The sequence below is a fragment of the Desulfococcus sp. genome (assembly GCF_041737845.1).
Lineage (GTDB): Bacteria > Desulfobacterota > Desulfobacteria > Desulfobacterales > Desulfococcaceae > Desulfococcus.
Genome location: NZ_JBGSQX010000158.1, coordinates 1 through 15,957 on the forward strand (window position 1 = coordinate 1; position 15,957 = coordinate 15,957).

A 15,957-nucleotide genomic window follows, 5' to 3' on the forward strand; every position below is an offset into this window, starting at 1 on the left:
GGACGGCGCTTCGGCGGACGGCGCTTCGGCGGACGGGGCTTCGGCAGACGGGGCTTCGGCGGACGGCGCTTCGGCGGACGGGGCTTCGGCGGACGGGGCTTCGGCGGACGGGGCTTCGGCGGACGGGGCTTCTGGCAATGGTCTTCCGGAATTTTCGGTGATGTATCCCGCACGGTACCCTGAGGTGATTGCCGTGGGCGCAAGCAATGCCTACGGCAAACTGGCAACGTTCAGCAATTCCGGTGAAGAAATGGACATCATGGCCCCGGGGGCGAGCATCCTCTCTGTTGATATCACCAATGGCGACCACTACACGGGATTGGGTACCACCAGCGGGACCAGCATGTCTGTGCCTTACGTAACGGCTGCGGTTGCCATGATGCTGGCCCTTGATCCGGCCCTGAGCGCGGATGAGATAAAAGACATTCTTACAGAAACGGCCCATATCGAAGATGTCGATTCGTCCGCAGGCGACCTGAACCTTGTTGCCGCATTGGACGAAGTCAAGTATCGTATGGAAGAGAATCGCTTCCGCAATAACAGGAACAGGGACGTTGAAAAGAGCTACAGGAAGAAATTGAAGGAAAGAATCCATTCCGCCCGGATGGCTTCGGCCAGAAGGCCCGTCAAGAATTGACGGGGCCGCCGTCCGGATACTTTTCCGGACGGTTTTCCCATGCGAACACCCTGTTGGAACAGCATTATGGATAACGAAACCCGGAGCCCGCCGCTCCGGGTTTTTTGCGTGAGGGGTTCGCCGTGTGAAACGGGGCGTTCATCATCTGCCCATCCCGCCCATTGACTTGTATCGCGATTTTTCCTATGAGATACAAATCCGATTCGGCATGCCTGCTGCCCGCTGCGATGATGAGGGATATGGGTGCGCCGGCCGGGCCTGTTGCCGAAACCGTCAAACAGAAAAATAAAGGGATTATGGAAACAATTCATGCAATCGCACTGGGGGCCATCCAGGGGCTGACGGAGTTCCTGCCCGTGAGCAGTTCAGGGCACCTGGTGCTGTTTCAACAGCTTTTCGGCCTCAAGGAGGCGGAGCTGTTTTTTGACATCAGCGTTCATATGGGCACCCTGGGTGCCGTGATCATTTTTTTCCGAAAGGAGATTTCGTCTCTTCTGTTGTCGCTTTTTCAGGCGATGAAGCGGTTGATGCGACACGAGATCACCCCGGCAGAGGTATGGGCCGATGCGGAAGTCAAGCTTGCACTGCTGATTGTTCTGGGATCGCTCCCCACGGCCGTCATCGGCCTGCTTTTTCATCAGATATCGGATCAGCTCTTCTCGTCTGTTTTTTTGGTGGGAATCACCTTGATCGTCACCGGAGTCCTGCTTTGGGGAACCCGCCGCATCTATCATCACGGCAGGGGAATCTCCGGATTCACCGCGCCGAACGCCGTTGCCATCGGCGTTGTCCAGGGTCTGGCGATCCTTCCGGGGATTTCCCGGTCCGGGTCGACCATCGCAGCCGGGCTCTACCTGGGGCTGGAAAAGGGGATGGTCGCCCGGTTTTCATTCCTGCTGTCCATCCCCGCCATCATCGGTGCGCAAATTCTCAGCCTCAGGGAAATGGGGTCGTCCCTTCTGCCGGATCCTGCAACCCTGATGGGGACGATCACCGCATTTATTGTCGGATACCTTTCCCTGGCCATGCTGATGCATGTCGTCAATCGCGGCCGGATGTACCTTTTCGCCCCCTACTGCTGGATGGTGGGTGGCATTGCCCTGGCTGTCGGATGGTAGCCCGGCAGGGACAGTCCGGGTGTGGGCGGCAGGGATAAAAAAGCAAATCATACAAGGAAGATCAATGAATCCAGAAATATTCAGGGAATATGATATCAGGGGCATCGCCGGCAAGGATATCGCCGTTGAAGAGGTGGAACTGCTGGGGCGGGGGATCGGCACCTTCTTGATCCGGAACGGATGCCGAAAGCTGGCCGTGGGGCGTGATTGCAGGGTGACCTCCGATGATTTCGCGGGAGCCATGATCGAGGGCTTGATCTCCACGGGATGTCAGGTCACGGATATCGGCGTTTGCCCGACCCCGGTGCTCTATTTTTCGATTCAAAACCTGAATCAGGAAGGCGGGATTATGGTGACGGCAAGCCATAATCCGAAAGAATACAATGGGTTTAAAATCTGCATGGGCTCCGATTCGGTTCATGGAAAGGATCTTCAGGCCATCCGTGAGATCATTGCGGCAGGCCAATTCATCCAGGGTGAAGGGACGTGCGCGGCGGCGCATCATGTCATCCCCCAATATCAGCGGTTCGTGGAAGACAACATCATTCTCTCCCGGCCCCTGAGGGTGGGCGTGGATGCGGGCAATGGCACGGCGGGCGTTGTGGCGGTGCCCATTCTCAAAAATTTGAACTGTGAGGTTCATGAACTCTACTGCGAGATGGACGGTAACTTTCCCAACCATGAGGCGGATCCCACCGTCCTCGGGAACATGAAGGATCTCATCGCCCTCGTCAGGGAGCAAGAGCTGGATGTCGGCATCGGCTACGACGGGGACGGAGACCGCATCGGCGTGGTCGACGAGAAAGGGAATATCGTCTACGGCGATAAACTGATGGTGCTCTTTGCCCGGGAGATCCTTTCGCGGCGGCCCGGGGCGGTGTTTATCTCCGAGGTCAAATGCTCCAAGGTCATGTATGACGACATCGAAAGACGCGGGGGCCGCGCCGTGATGTGGAAGACCGGCCACTCCCTCATCAAGGCGAAGATGAAGGAGGAGCGGGCGGCCCTGGCGGGCGAGATGAGCGGTCATATGTTTTTCGAGGATCGTTATCTGGGATTCGACGACGCCGTTTATGCCTCCTGCCGACTCCTGGAGATCCTCTCGGCCACGGGGCGCAGGATTTCGGATCTTCTTTCGGATCTTCCCCATACCTTTACGACGCCCGAGATCCGGGTGGACTGCCCCGATGACCGGAAGTTCCGTCTCGTTGAAAAAGTGACCCGATATTTCAAGGCGCGATATGATGTGATTGATATCGACGGGGCCCGCATTCTCTTTGATGACGGATGGGGGCTGGTGAGGGCCTCAAACACCCAGCCGGCCATAGTGCTCAGGTTTGAGGCCATGTCCCAGGCACGGCTTGAGGAGATCCGGAGCCTGGTTGAATCGGGTATCAAAGAGATGGATCGGTTTTAGGCCCTTTACGTTGAATGGAGGAGGATATGAAATGAGAGCGCTGGTTCTTTTTATCGCCGGCATGAGCATTTTCAGTTGCTCCGGAAGCCGGCCGAACCATCCGGACATTGCCTCCGGCCGCTTGCCGGCCTGCCCGGACCGGCCCAACTGCGTCTCCAGCCAGGCCGAAGATCCGGCCCGCCGCATTGATCCCATCCCCTATGCGGTTTCGCGTGAAGCCGCAAAAGAACGGCTTGCGGAAATCATCCGTTCAATGCCCCGGTCCAGTATCGTCATGAGGGGTGAGAATTACCTGCAGGTTGAATTCAAAACCGCCGTGATGGGATTCGTGGACGATGCCCTGTTTTATTTTGACGATGTCCGGAAAAAAATTGACGTCCGTTCGGCTTCCCGTGTCGGCTACAGCGACCTTGGCGCCAACGGGAAGCGAATTGAACGGATTCGGGAAAAATTCTTCGCGCCATAAGCGCCGCGGCGGTGCAGTGCGAAATTGGCTTCGGGGGATATCGGCAGGCGGCCCCGGCCTGTGACCCCTTGACGGGATCCAGGCCGGGGCCGGGATGGACGTTTGTCTATTTCCCCTGATGGGGGGCTGCCGTGAGCAGATGGTCTGTCTGGGTCTGGAGGCCTCGCGTCAACCAACTGGTCCGGTGCGGGGTGAAAAGGGCATACAGGCTGATCCAGGACAGGCCGACGAGATAGAACAGGCTGTAAGGAATCGCCCAGAGAAAATTGCTGTCTTTGTACCGGGAAAGGTACAGGAGCGCCGGTATCATGGAAAACAGGACCGCTCCGGTGAACACGTTGAACAGAAACAGCGTCGGAAATGCGAACAGGATGGTCATGGACCAGACCTTGAGCATTTCGCAGAGGGTCATCCGGTGGAGCAGCAGCAGCAGATTGATCCTTGCCCCGAGGGCAGGCGTCTTCCGGAACTGCGTAAAGATAAACCCTGCCATGACGAGGGTCTCACGCACATTGCTCCTTGCCCACCTCAAAAACATTTTGCACAGGCCGACATAGGCCGTCGGTACCTGGGTATACACGACGGCATTTTTGGAAAACAGCACATGATAGCCGTTTTTCAGAATCAGGTTGGTCAAGGCCCGGTCCTCGCCGATGTTTGCGGGTTGGCCGAAAAAGGTCTGGCAAAGCCATTCATCCAGCACAGGGGCAATTACGCTCCGCCGATACCCGGCCAATGCCCCCGGCGTGGTGATGACCGTGTTGAGCCGGCTCTGAGACGCGCGGATAAAATCAAAACTGAAGGTGAAACTGACATCGAGCATCTTGGGAATGATGCCGGCCGAGGTATTGAGAACCCGGACGTTGCCTGCCACCCCGCCGACCAAGGGGTCGTTCACAAAGGGGCTGACGAGGTGGCGAAGGGTTGAGGCGTCCACTTCGGAATCGCTGTCGATGGTCACCAGGACTTCGCCCCGGCTGCGCTGGAAGCCTTCATACAGGGCGCGGCGTTTTCCGCTGTTTTTCTCCAGGCGGACCAACTGCACCCGATCGCCCAGCTCTCTTTCGGCCTGCTTCATCCACAGCCAGGTGTCGTCCTTGCTGCCGTCGTCAACGGTGATGATCTGGAGCTTGTCGGCGGGGTAATCGCTGGCGGCCACGCTGCGAAGGGTATAGAGCACCTGGGCCCCTTCATTGTAGGCCGGCACAATGACCGAACAGACGGGCAGTTCCTCGTCCGCGCAGGGCGCCACGGGCCGATAGGTATAAAACAGATAGACGCGCCATACCAGGGCACCCAGAGACACCCAAAGGGCGATCTGGGCGATGCCGACGGTCACGGAGGATTCCCGGTGGTAGACAAAAATCTCCAGCATTTCCAGATAGTCCCCCCAGAAATAGCCATAGGTCAGGGGCAGGCCGATGAGCAATGCGATGACGAGACCCTTGACGGAGCGGTCTATGGTTTCCTTGGTCAGCCATGCAGGCCATCGCAGGGAGAGCCCCGAAACAGGCGACGATACAGCCGAACCGTTCTCTTTGGAGGCCAATAGATCATTGGATTTGGATATCATCTTTTTAAGTTCCAAAGAAACACCATCCTTGAAATAATGTTGTTAATGAGTGCTTTCGGTCCGCAGCGTAACCCGCCGCGAACTAAGGGAGAAAGCGACACGCTTTCACAGGGTTCGGATTGCAGGGGCAATCCAGACCCAAACGATAACATGGTAATCATGTATATCCAGAGCGGTAAACGACCCGTGCGCTTCAGGCGCACGGGCATTTACGGTTCTGGATAGGCATGCCTTCGACGGGGCAACCGGAGAAAACCATCAATCAAAACGCGTGGATTTCATTCCGATCTCCATCATGTTATTCGTTTTCAGCATCTTGATTTTCTGAATGAATGGCTGATTGGCGCAGTACGCCTGAATGCGGCAATGGATGGATCTGATGGGTGTGATCAACGTTTTCATAGGGAAGAGCATAAAAAAATAGCCCACATTTTAACCGCAATTAAAATTGGACTGCCATATATATTGATTACATGTCGATGTCAATTGTATAGTTGGTAGCGGGGACAGGATTCGAACCTGTGACCTTCGGGTTATGAGCCCGACGAGCTACCTGGCTGCTCCACCCCGCATCAACAATTTGCAAAACTAATACCCCAGGCAAATAAAGTCAAGGATATTTTTTTATGGCACGGCAAGTTTTTTCAGCAGTGCCAGGATCCGATCCTGTTCCGTATGGCCGCCCCGCCCCGTTGGACCGCAGCAAATCCATAGGATCTTGGTCCGGCTGGCGTGCCCGGACTGGATCTCGATGGCCGATTTGGAAACCCCCAGCATTTTCGAGAAAAATTGGATGCACATGGCGTTTGCGGCGCCTTCCACCGGGGGGGCGGTCAGTTTGACCTTCAGGGCATCGCCGTGAAGCCCGACAATGGCGTTCCGGGATGACTTGGGCTGCACGAACACCTTGAATGCGATGCCGTTCTCCTTTTCTTCGATGAACACGACGCGCTCCTGTGTTCGCACCTCCGCCGGCGACACGCTGAAACCGCCGAACCGCTTGTTTCAGGCGGCCGGCGAGGATCGGATGTTCTGTATGATCTCCGAAGAAGATGCCTGTTCCGTAATTTTCACCAGCGCCACCTCCCCGCCCATCCGAACCACCTGTTCGTGCCCGAGAACCTCGTCGGCAGCGTAATTGCTGCCTTTGGTCAGGACATCCGGCCGAATGGCGTCGATCAGGTCCGGCAGGGCCTCGGTGGAAAAAACGACCACATAATCCACGCTGTCCAGGGCGCTCAGGATCTGGACGCGCTCCCGGGCCCCGATGACCGGCCGGCCGTCTCCTTTCAGGCGGCGGACGGACGCGTCGTCGTCGATCGCCACGATGAGGATATCGCCCATCCGCTTGGATGCCGATAACAGCTGAATATGCCCGGCGTGGAGAAGGTCAAAGCACCCGTTGGTGAGAACAATCCGTTTATTCTTCCGCCTTAGATCTGCAACGATGCTGGGGATTTCGGGTAAGGATTTGTCTTTTTGAAATATATCATCATGCTTCAGGGCGGCTGAAAGTTCCGCCGGGGTGATGGTGGCGGTCCCGACCTTTCCCACGACGATGCCCGCAGCCGTATTGGCCATCTCCGCGGCCTCCCGGAAGGAGAGCCCGGCGGCCACGCCCAGGCCCAGGACCGAAATGACCGTATCCCCCGCCCCCGACACATCATACACCTGGCGGGCCTGGGCCGGAATGACGTAGGGTGCGTTGCCTTCCTGGAAAAGCACCATCCCGTCCTTGCCCCGGGTCACGAGCAGGTGCCGGACACCGGATGTTTTCAGGATACGGTGAGCCGCCCGTGAAAGCGACGCGTCGTCGGTGATTTCCATTCCCGCGGCCAGGGCCGCCTCCTTCTGGTTCGGCGTCAGCATCGAAAGGCCGGCGTATTTGGAAAAATCCAGGCCCTTGGGGTCGGCGATGACGATCCTGCCGCAGGAATCGGCGACCTGCGCCGCGGTCCGGACCAGGGAGGGGGTGACGACGCCCTTTCCGTAATCGGAGAGGAGCATCACATCCGATGCCGGCAGCTTCCGTCGGATGAACCCATCCAGTCTCCGGCAGGTCTCCTCGGGAATGCTGCTGCGGGCTTCCCTGTCGATGCGAAGGACGTGCTGGTTGGCTGCGATGATCCGGGTTTTCCGGGTTGTGGGGCGTGCCGGATCTCGAACCACGCCCGAGGCATCCACGCCCAGCGCGGTGAACATGGCCATCAAGCGGTCGCCGTCGGCGAGGGTCCCGATGACGCCCGCCACCGAAACCCGGGCGCCCAGCGAAGAGAGGTTGTGGACCACGTTGCCGGCGCCGCCCAGGGTATATTCCTCCCGCTCCACGGCGACGATCTGGACCGGTGCTTCCGGAGAGATGCGGTCGACGCTTCCCCACACATATTCGTCCAGCATCAGGTCGCCCACCACCAGGATCCGGCATCCCGAAAAGGCCGAGAGGTCCACGGGAACCTTCATTCGGCAGCCCCTTCATGGGAGGCGATGAGGTCTTTGAGGAACCCGGGCGGCCGGACCACCCGCCCCTCGGTGGTCATGCAGGCGTGTCGGGTGTGGCCCGTCACCAGGGGGGTGCCGTCCGACTCCCGCAGGATCGTATAATTGAACTTCATTCCCCCGCGAATGGCGGTGTCGAGGGATGTCTCGATGATGAGCACGTCGTCGTACCGGGCCGAGGCGAGATATTTGCAGAAGGCCTCGGAAACCGGCAGAACATAGCCGCGCTCCTCGATTTCACGGTAGGAAAGGCCCAGGTGTCGGAACATGGCCGCCCGGCCCATCTCGAAGAAGCGGAAGTAGTTGGCGTAATAGACCACTCCCATCTGGTCCGTGTCTCCGTAGATCACCCGATAGGTGGCCGCGAGGGTCAGCATGGTCTTCAGCCTTCCGCCGTCAGGAGCTTTTCATAGATGGGTTTCAGGGCGTCGTATCGGGTCGTGACGGGAAACTGGGGAAACTCGGCGACCACGTTGGGAGGCGGCCGGAAAAGGATCCCGTGGTCGGCGGCCTGGAGCATGCTGATGTCGTTGTAGGAGTCGCCCATGGCGATCACCTTGTAGTTGAGGCTTTTCAATGCCTCGACGGTTTTTCTTTTGCCGTCGGGTTGACGGAGGCGGTAGTCTGCGACCGTGCCGTCGCTGTCGACGGCCAGGGTGTTGCAGAACAGGGTCGGCCAGCCGAGCTGGGCGATCAGCGGCCCCGCAAACTGGGTGAAGGTGTCGGATACCACGATGACCGGGGTCATGGCCCGAAGCCAGTTGAGAAAATCCAGGGCGCCGTTCAGCGGATGCATGGCGGCGATGACATCCGTGATGTCTTTGAGCTTCAGACGGTGCTGTTTCAGGATGGACAGCCGTTTTCGCATGAGGACATCATAATCGGAAATATCCCGAGTCGTTAAGCGGAGCTCCTCGATCCCCGTCTTTTCGGCGACGTTGATCCAGATTTCGGGAACGAAGACCCCTTCCAGGTCCGAACAGACTATATACATGGCACCTCGTTAATGTGAACGGTAAACTATCCTGTTTTGGCAAAAGCCTTTTGATATCGGTCGGCGGCTCAATCCCCGCCGTTTTCGTCCTCGATGCGGATCAGCACCGGCTGATCGCTCACGATATCCAGAAGGGTGATCTCGCCCAAAGCCTTTTTCACATCGGCCTCTCTGGCCCGGTGGGTCAGCATCACAATGGGCACCGTTCCTTCGGATTTGCGCCCTTTCTGATGAACCGAGCGGATGCTGATGCCGTTTTCCCCCAGTATGCCGGAGATTTTCGACAGGACGCCGGGCCGGTCGAGGGCCGCGAAACGGAAGTAATAGTGGGTGTGGATTTCGTCCACGGGAAGGATCGGGATCTTCCGGATGGCTTCGGGCTGATAGGAAAAGATGGGAATCCGTCCCGTGGTACCCGTGATGAGGTTCCGCGCGATGTCGACAATGTCGGAGACGACGGCGCTGCCGGTGGGCATCATGCCGGCGCCGCGGCCGTAGAGCATCACCCGGCTGACGGCGTCGGCGGTGATGGAGACGGCGTTGAGGCTGCCGCTGACGCTGGACAGGGGGTCCGCGAAGGGGATCATGGTCGGGTGGACCCGCGCCTCCACCGAACCGCCGTTGTTTTTGCCGATGGCGAGCAGCTTGACCTTGTACCCGAACTCCCGGGCAAAGGCGATATCGACGGGGTCGATCTTCGAGATCCCTTCCACATAGATGTCGTCCAGGTTGATCTCCATCCCATAGGCCAGGGCGTTCAGGATGGCCAGTTTGTGGGCCGTGTCGAACCCCTCCACGTCCAAAGTGGGGTCCGCTTCGGCAAACCCCTCGGCCTGGGCCTCGGCAAGGGCCTCGGAAAAGGAGCTGCCCGCTTCGGTGATCCGGGTCAGGATATAGTTGCAGGTGCCGTTCAAGATCCCGATCATGGCATGGATCCGGTTGCCGACGAGGGATTCCCGGACCGATTTGATGACGGGCATGCAGCCGCCCACGCTGGCTTCATACCCGAAATCGACGCCCTTTTCCGCGGCCGCCCGGGCGATGGTGTTGCCGTGGCCGGCGATGAGGGCCTTGTTGGCGGTCACCACGTGCTTTCCGTTTTCGATGGCCTTCAGGATGAGTTCCTTGGCGATGCCTTCGCCGCCGATCATCTCCACCACGATGTCGACATCGGGATCGTTGACGACCCTGAAGGCGTCATTCACGAGAACACCCGGTTCGAGGGCGATGCCGCGATTGGTTTGCGTGTCGATATCCGCCACGTATTTCAGGTTCAGATCCACGCCGACCCGGGCCCTGAGAATCGTCTTGTTTTCCAGGAGGATCCTGACCACGCCCGTTCCCACCGTCCCGAATCCCAGGACGCCCACATTGACCTGTCTCATGCGAAAACTCCTTACAGTATTTTTTTGATTCCCCTGACGGCCTGATTGATGCGCTTGTTGTTTTCGATCAAGGCAAACCGGACGAACTCATCCCCGTATTCCCCGAAGCCCAGCCCGGGCGATACCGCCACCTGGGCTTCGCGGATCATGAATTTGGAGAACTCCACCGAGCCCATGTGGCGGTATCGCCCGGGAATCCTGGCCCAGACGAACATCGTTCCCCTGGGGCTGGGGATCTCCCAGCCCGCGCGCGCGAGCCCGCCGACCAGGGCGTCGCGCCGGGATTTGTAGATCTGGCGGATGTCTTCCACACAGGACTGATCCTCGTTCAGGGCGATGATGGAGGCGATTTGGATGGGCTGAAAGATGCCGTAGTCCAGATAGCTCTTGATCCGCTTCAGGGCGAAGACGGTTTCGGCGTTTCCGACGCAGAAGCCGACCCGCCATCCGGCCATGCTGTAGCTCTTGGACAGGGAGAAGAACTCCACGCCCACCGCTTTGGCCCCTTTGGCCTGGAGGAAGCTGGGGGCGGCGTATCCGTCGAAGGTAAGATCCGCATAGGCGAAGTCGTGGATGACGAGAATGTTGTTCTCCCGGGCGTAATCAACGATTTTCTCGAAGAACGCAAGGTCGACCACCTCGGTGGTCGGGTTGTGGGGATAACTGAGGATCAGGACTTTGGGTCGCGGCCAGGTCTGCTTGGTGGCGTTCATGAGGTTTTCGAAAAAATCCTGGCCGGGGCCGACGGGGATGCCCCGGACGTCTCCTCCGGCGATGATGGCCGAAAACGGATGGATGGGATAGGTGGGGTTGGGCGTGAAAACGACGTCTCCCGGGCGGATGGCCACCAGAATGAGATGGGAGAGTCCCTCCTTGACGCCGATGGTGACGATGGCTTCGGTTTCGGGGTCGATGTCCACGTCATACCGCCTTTTGTACCAGGCGGCGATGGCCATCCGGAGCTTCCGGATCCCCATGGATGCGGAGTAGCGGTGGTTGTGGGGTTTCTGGGCCGCCTCCATCATCTTTTCGACGATGTGCTGAGGCGTGCCGAGATCGGGGTTTCCCATGCCCAGGTCGATAATATCTGCTCCGGCCCGTCTGGATTCCATCTTGATCTCGTTCACCGTCGCGAAGACATACGGCGGCAGACGGTCGAGCCGCGCGAAATTCGTCATAAAGCACCTCGAAAAGCAGGTTGGATTGATAAACTGGGTGAACCGGACGGGATTCCCTTGAAATCACCGTTTAAACACACGCTTCAACTTTACCCAAACCCGGGAGGGATGTCAAAAAAATTGTTTTGACTTTTGGTGGAAATCGGTTTACTTTTTCCCCCTAATTTCCTGTATTCCGTAAAAATATAGAGGATGGATATGACGAACCCGCTCACCTACGCGGATGCCGGCGTGGATATCGACAAGGCCAACAGACTCGTCGAAAAGATCAAGGACATTGCCAGGAGAACGCCCCGACACGGGGTCATGGGGGAAATCGGCGGGTTCGGCGGGCTCTTCTCCTTGAATGTGGACGGGTATGAAAAGCCGGTTCTGGTCAGCTCAACGGACGGGGTCGGCACCAAGCTCAAGATCGCCTTTCTCACCAACGTCCACGACACTATCGGAATCGATCTCGTGGCCATGTGTGTCAACGATATCGCCGTTCAAGGGGCCAAACCGCTCTTTTTCCTCGACTATGTCTCCATGGGGGAGCTGGATGAAGGCGTCGTCCCGGAAATCATCAAAGGCATCGGGGAAGGATGCAGGATCGCGAACTGCGCCCTTATCGGCGGGGAGACGGCCGAGATGCCCGGACTCTACAAGCCGGGCGAGTATGACCTGGCCGGTTTTTCCGTCGGCCTCGTGGACAACAGCAAAATCATCGACGGCACAGAGATCCGCATGGGCGACGTCCTGATCGGCATCGCGTCGAGCGGGCTTCACAGCAACGGGTATTCCCTGGTGCGGAAGATCTGCTTTGACATCCTGAAGCTCACCGTCGACATCCATATCCCCGAACTGGGCCGGACCTTGGGCGAGGCGCTGATGACGCCCACCCGGATCTACTCGGAAACCGTCCAGATGCTGATGCGGGATCTCCCCATCCGCGGCCTTGCCCACATCACCGGCGGGGGGATCACCGAAAACATCGTCCGGATCATTCCCCAGGCATGCAGCGTCATGATCCGGCGGGAGAGCTGGGAGCGGCCGGCCATTTTTCATTTTCTCCAGGCCGGCGGCAAGGTGTCCGAGGCCGAGATGCTCCGGACCTTCAACAACGGGATCGGCATGATCGCCGTCGTCCCCGAGGAGCGCGCGGGGGATGTCATGGAGCGGCTGCGCGCCCTGGGCGAAAGCGCCTGGGCCATCGGTGAAATTATCGGCAGAAAAGGCGCCGGCCCCCGGGTGAAATGGGTCGACTGAGAGGCGCCGCCGGCCGAAAGGCTTTCCTGCAAACGGTCAAACCCACGGTCCCGCCGCCCCATACCCCCCGTTCCCCACGCCGGTAACCTGCTTCTCGGTAAATTGCTTCAATGATGTCGCTATCCCACATTTTTCTGATATCTCTTGTCGCATGCCTCGTTCTGACGCCGGCGGTCCGCCATGTGGCCAGGCGCCGGGACTGGGTGGCCTATCCGGTCAAGGATCGCTGGCACGAGACGCCCACCGCGCTGATGGGCGGGATCGCCATCTATCTCGCCGTGGCCGTTCCCCTCTTTTTCATGGCCGATTTTCAGGGATTCTGGTCCCATTTCCTTGGCGGAAAGACCCAGAGGACCGCGCCCTCCATCGAGGCCGCCATCTGGGTCGGCGCAACCTTCATGTTCGTTCTGGGGTGGGTGGATGATTTTCTCCGCATCAAGCCCCATGTCAAGCTGATCGGCCAGATCCTCGCGGCCTCCCTGATGGCGTTCCTGGGGTTTCGCCTGCACTGGTTCAGCTCCCTGACCCTGGATACCCTCGTCACCCTCTTCTGGATCGTGGGCATCACCAATGCCGTCAATCTCATCGACAACATGGACGGGCTCTGTTCCGGCGTCGGGATGATCGCGGCCCTCTATTTCGCCGTCCTCTTTTCGACGGGCACGGGAAGCGGCCTCCCGGCGGCGCTCCTGCTTGCCGGAGCCCTTGTGGGGTTTCTCGTCTATAATTACAACCCGGCCTCCATTTTTATGGGGGACTGCGGCAGCCTCGTCATCGGGTTTACCCTCGCCATGCTGGGGATCCACTATTCGGAAGCGGTGGCATCGGCGCCCCTGGCCCGCCTCGGCGTTCCCGTGATGGTCCTCATGGTCCCCATGCTCGACACCACACTGGTCACCCTGATCCGGCTGCTGAGCGGACGGAAGGCCTCCACCGGCGGCCGGGACCACACCTCCCACCGGTTGGTCTTGATGGGGTTCAGCCAGCGGCATGCGGTGCTTTTCCTTTACGGGGTGGGGACCATCTCGGGCATCGCCGCCGTGTTCGTGAACGCCAGCGACACCCTCTCCTCTCCCGCCGTGATCATCCCCCTGGGGCTGTCGGTCCTCCTGATGGGCATCTATATGGCCCAGCTTCGGGTCTATGAAGAGGAGGAGTTTTCGATGCTGAGAAATCACGCCTACACGCCGATCCTCATGGAGTTGACCTACAAACGTCAGATCGCTCTGGTCGTTCTCGATTTCTGCCTCATCGCCTTTTCCTATTATCTCTCTTATCGCCTTCGGTTCAGCGATGGGGAGTTTTCCTTTTATTTTGATTTATTCCTTCATTCGCTTCCGGCCATCATCGCCTGCAAGTTCATCGCCTTTTTCCTTGTGGGGATCTATCGCGGTTTCTGGCGCTTCATGAGCACCGACGACGTGTTTATCTTTGTCAAGGCATCCACCCTGGCCACGGTCTTTTCCGTCGTGGCCGTCACCTACCTTTACCGGTTCAGGGATTTTTCCAAGGGGCTCTTCGTGATCGACTGGCTCCTGACCACCGGTCTCCTGCTGGGGACCCGCGGATCATTCAGGATCTTCCTCGATTCCATGGGCCGGAAGACCCTTGCGGGGGAAAAGGCGCTCATTTACGGGGCCGGGCGCGGCGGAGAGATCCTCCTTCGGGAGATCGTCAACAACAAGTCCCACCAGATCAATCCGGTGGGATTCATCGACGACGACCCGCTGAAGACCGGCAAGCGGCTTCAGGGCTACCCCATTCTCGGGACCTCCCTTGAGATGGAGCGGCTCTTCGAGCAGCACGCATTCGGCTGCATCTTTGTCTCGTTCATGGCCTCCCCCGAAACCGAGGCGGCCGTCTCCTCCGTGAAGGCCTTCTGCAAGAAGCACGGGACCTCGCTCAGGCGATTTTCCATTTCTCTGGAGGAGGTCGACCTCGATGGATAAGCGTGGACACCGGGTGCTTTTTTGGGTCCTGCCGCTGATCTGCCTGTTCACGGGATGTGTTCGGGCGCCAGGACCCATGCTGCCCGCCCAGGACAGCCTTCCCGCCGCGCGATTTTTCGAGGATCTCGATGCCGCCGTGGAACAGGCCGGCGTCCGGGATGCCGGCGCCGTGCCCGTCGCCGGGTTCCCCTATCTCCGGGCCGACCGTTTCCTTGCGGCCATGGCCCCCGGCCTTCTGGACGGCCGGCGCAAAGACGCCTGGACAAGGGCTCTGGAAGCGGCGGACAGGGCCGCGCGAAGACGGGAGATCGCCAATCTTCCGCCGGCCGTGCTGAGCGATCCGGCATTGGGCATCAGCCGTTGGGGGCTTGCTTCACCGGAGGAGCTCCTGGATGCCGCCGCCGGACACGCGCGGGCGCTTTCGGCCCACGACCGAAGCACCCCGGATTTTGTCGAGTCCGTTGCGGAAGCCGTCCGTATCCCCGACGAATATCGGACTGCCATGCGGATCATGGGCCTGTATCCGGTGGCGGTGGTTCCCGTCTCCATCGTGACCGAGCAGGTCCAGCAGCGGTTTGCCGGATGGCACCGGGAACCGTGGGACCGGATCGAGACCCGCGGCCGTCTGTCATGGTTCTCCCCCGTGCCCTCCGCACCCGCGACCATGGACGATATCCGCCGGATCCATGGGCCGGACCGCCGGGACGCCCTGGGCGTCCCGCGGCTGGACGCGGCGGAGGCCGACGCCCTCGTCCGGCGGTTTGCGCCGGTCATCGTTCAGGATGACGCAGGGGAATACGACCGTTGGGGACGGGTGGCCTGGGGCCGTGACGGGCCACGGGTCGATGGGCGGGCGCCCGTGCTCTATCACTATATCTCCCATGCCTTTTTCAAATCTGCGCCCATTCTCCAGATCAACTATACCCTGTGGTATCCGGCCCGAAAAGGTCCGGGTGCGCCGCGCATCGAACACGGCATTCTGGACGGGCTGACGATCCGCGTCAGCCTCGACACGGCCGGCAGCCCCTTTATGGTCGACGTGATGAACAACTGCGGGTGCTACCATTTTTTTGTCCCGCAACAGCGCCGGGTCCTGGAGATTCTCCCGCAGCCCGGGGCCCTGTCGCCCTTCGTGCCCCGGTGGCTTCCGGAAAGGTTTCCCGAGGAGCGCCTGCTGCTGCGCGTCAATTCGGGCTGGCACCAGGTGGTGCACCTGGGGACGGTGTCCGCTGCGGCCGGGCCGACGGGTTTCTATGGCCTTCTTCCCTATGAAGCCTTGGAGAGCCTGCCCCGGCCCGACGGGACATCCGAAAATCTCTTTGATCCGGAGGGGATTGCCAAGGGGTCGGAGCGGATCGAACCCTATCTCTTTTTCTCCATGGGCATCCCGAGGGTGGGGAGCATGCGGCAGCGCGGCCATCACGCCATCCGCCTTGTGGGCCGCGCCCATTTCGATGATCCCTCCCTTTTCGATAAGACCTTTCGCTTCAAATGACCGG

At 59.5% G+C, this 15,957-nt stretch carries 14 protein-coding genes and 1 tRNA gene; 7 read left to right on the plus strand and 8 right to left on the minus strand.

All coding sequences use genetic code 11. The annotated features are described in order from the left end of the window. The 4 genes from ACEW8N_RS19540 to ACEW8N_RS19555 all read left to right on the plus strand — a co-directional run. Window positions 1–637, plus strand: a 637-nt coding sequence (locus tag ACEW8N_RS19540; RefSeq protein ID WP_373501545.1) for a S8 family serine peptidase, incomplete at its 5' end; no start/stop codon positions are given. A gap of 296 nt (window positions 638–933) precedes the next feature. Continuing rightward, window positions 934–1,755 carry an undecaprenyl-diphosphate phosphatase gene (locus tag ACEW8N_RS19545; RefSeq protein WP_373501546.1) on the plus strand — a complete coding sequence of 274 codons (822 nt, stop codon included), beginning with the start codon at window positions 934–936 and terminating at the stop codon, window positions 1,753–1,755. Window positions 1,756–1,819: 64 nt separating this feature from the next. After that, a complete protein-coding gene (locus ACEW8N_RS19550) occupies window positions 1,820–3,172 on the plus strand; it encodes a phosphomannomutase/phosphoglucomutase (protein ID WP_373501547.1) in 1,353 nt (450 codons plus the stop codon). 31 nt (window positions 3,173–3,203) lie between these two features. After that, window positions 3,204–3,638 (plus strand): DUF1499 domain-containing protein, encoded by a 435-nt coding sequence (locus ACEW8N_RS19555; protein WP_373501548.1) that lies wholly within the window; start codon window positions 3,204–3,206, stop codon window positions 3,636–3,638. Window positions 3,639–3,744: 106 nt separating this feature from the next. On the opposite strand, the gene ACEW8N_RS19560 is transcribed toward ACEW8N_RS19555, so the two are convergent. The 8 genes from ACEW8N_RS19560 to ACEW8N_RS19595 all read right to left on the minus strand — a co-directional run bounded on the left by ACEW8N_RS19560 (window position 3,745) and on the right by ACEW8N_RS19595 (window position 11,264). Continuing rightward, window positions 3,745–5,226, minus strand: coding sequence for a glycosyltransferase (locus tag ACEW8N_RS19560; RefSeq protein ID WP_373501549.1), 1,482 nt, complete (start codon window positions 5,224–5,226; stop codon window positions 3,745–3,747). Between the two features lie 480 nt (window positions 5,227–5,706). Beyond that, window positions 5,707–5,783 (minus strand) — tRNA-Met (locus ACEW8N_RS19565). A 52-nt stretch (window positions 5,784–5,835) separates the two neighbouring features. Continuing rightward, window positions 5,836–6,156 (minus strand): DUF167 domain-containing protein, encoded by a 321-nt coding sequence (locus tag ACEW8N_RS19570; protein WP_373501550.1) that lies wholly within the window; start codon window positions 6,154–6,156, stop codon window positions 5,836–5,838. 60 nt (window positions 6,157–6,216) lie between these two features. Further along, window positions 6,217–7,671, minus strand: coding sequence for a D-glycero-beta-D-manno-heptose-7-phosphate kinase (gene rfaE1 / locus ACEW8N_RS19575; protein WP_373501551.1), 1,455 nt, complete (start codon window positions 7,669–7,671; stop codon window positions 6,217–6,219). Continuing rightward, a complete protein-coding gene (locus tag ACEW8N_RS19580) occupies window positions 7,668–8,084 on the minus strand; it encodes an acyl-CoA thioesterase (RefSeq protein WP_373501552.1) in 417 nt (138 codons plus the stop codon). The genes rfaE1 and ACEW8N_RS19580 overlap by 4 nt, the downstream gene beginning before the upstream one ends. A gap of 5 nt (window positions 8,085–8,089) precedes the next feature. Continuing rightward, window positions 8,090–8,701 carry a bifunctional phosphoserine phosphatase/homoserine phosphotransferase ThrH gene (thrH, locus tag ACEW8N_RS19585; RefSeq protein WP_373501553.1) on the minus strand — a complete coding sequence of 204 codons (612 nt, stop codon included), beginning with the start codon at window positions 8,699–8,701 and terminating at the stop codon, window positions 8,090–8,092. Window positions 8,702–8,769: 68 nt separating this feature from the next. Further along, window positions 8,770–10,086 carry a homoserine dehydrogenase gene (locus tag ACEW8N_RS19590; protein WP_373501554.1) on the minus strand — a complete coding sequence of 439 codons (1,317 nt, stop codon included), beginning with the start codon at window positions 10,084–10,086 and terminating at the stop codon, window positions 8,770–8,772. Between the two features lie 11 nt (window positions 10,087–10,097). Continuing rightward, complete coding sequence (locus ACEW8N_RS19595) at window positions 10,098–11,264, minus strand: aminotransferase class I/II-fold pyridoxal phosphate-dependent enzyme (RefSeq protein WP_373501555.1); 1,167 nt, start codon at window positions 11,262–11,264, stop codon at window positions 10,098–10,100. Window positions 11,265–11,462: 198 nt separating this feature from the next. Here ACEW8N_RS19595 and purM point away from each other — a divergent pair, with 198 nt between their 5' ends. The 3 genes from purM (at window position 11,463) to ACEW8N_RS19610 (ending at window position 15,953) form a co-directional block, all read left to right on the plus strand. Next, window positions 11,463–12,509 (plus strand): phosphoribosylformylglycinamidine cyclo-ligase, encoded by a 1,047-nt coding sequence (gene purM, locus ACEW8N_RS19600; protein WP_373501556.1) that lies wholly within the window; start codon window positions 11,463–11,465, stop codon window positions 12,507–12,509. Window positions 12,510–12,619: 110 nt separating this feature from the next. Continuing rightward, window positions 12,620–14,458 (plus strand): glycosyl transferase, encoded by a 1,839-nt coding sequence (locus tag ACEW8N_RS19605; protein WP_373501557.1) that lies wholly within the window; start codon window positions 12,620–12,622, stop codon window positions 14,456–14,458. After that, entirely contained in the window at window positions 14,451–15,953 is a 1,503-nt protein-coding gene (locus ACEW8N_RS19610) for a hypothetical protein (RefSeq protein ID WP_373501558.1), read from the plus strand. Before ACEW8N_RS19605 ends, ACEW8N_RS19610 begins: the two co-directional genes overlap by 8 nt. The last annotated feature ends 4 nt before the right edge of the window (window positions 15,954–15,957 follow it).

Bases quoted from the DNA above. Each gene is read 5' to 3' on its own strand.
- ACEW8N_RS19545 (WP_373501546.1), top strand. From the start codon at position 934: ATGGAAACAATTCATGCAATCGCACTGGGGGCCATCCAGGGGCTGACG.
- ACEW8N_RS19550 (WP_373501547.1), top strand. From the start codon at position 1,820: ATGAATCCAGAAATATTCAGGGAATATGATATCAGGGGCATCGCCGGC.
- ACEW8N_RS19555 (WP_373501548.1), top strand. From the start codon at position 3,204: ATGAGAGCGCTGGTTCTTTTTATCGCCGGCATGAGCATTTTCAGTTGC.
- rfaE1 (WP_373501551.1), bottom strand. From the start codon at position 7,671: ATGAAGGTTCCCGTGGACCTCTCGGCCTTTTCGGGATGCCGGATCCTG.
- ACEW8N_RS19580 (WP_373501552.1), bottom strand. From the start codon at position 8,084: ATGCTGACCCTCGCGGCCACCTATCGGGTGATCTACGGAGACACGGAC.
- thrH (WP_373501553.1), bottom strand. From the start codon at position 8,701: ATGTATATAGTCTGTTCGGACCTGGAAGGGGTCTTCGTTCCCGAAATC.
- ACEW8N_RS19590 (WP_373501554.1), bottom strand. From the start codon at position 10,086: ATGAGACAGGTCAATGTGGGCGTCCTGGGATTCGGGACGGTGGGAACG.
- ACEW8N_RS19595 (WP_373501555.1), bottom strand. From the start codon at position 11,264: ATGACGAATTTCGCGCGGCTCGACCGTCTGCCGCCGTATGTCTTCGCG.
- purM (WP_373501556.1), top strand. From the start codon at position 11,463: ATGACGAACCCGCTCACCTACGCGGATGCCGGCGTGGATATCGACAAG.
- ACEW8N_RS19605 (WP_373501557.1), top strand. From the start codon at position 12,620: ATGATGTCGCTATCCCACATTTTTCTGATATCTCTTGTCGCATGCCTC.
- ACEW8N_RS19610 (WP_373501558.1), top strand. From the start codon at position 14,451: ATGGATAAGCGTGGACACCGGGTGCTTTTTTGGGTCCTGCCGCTGATC.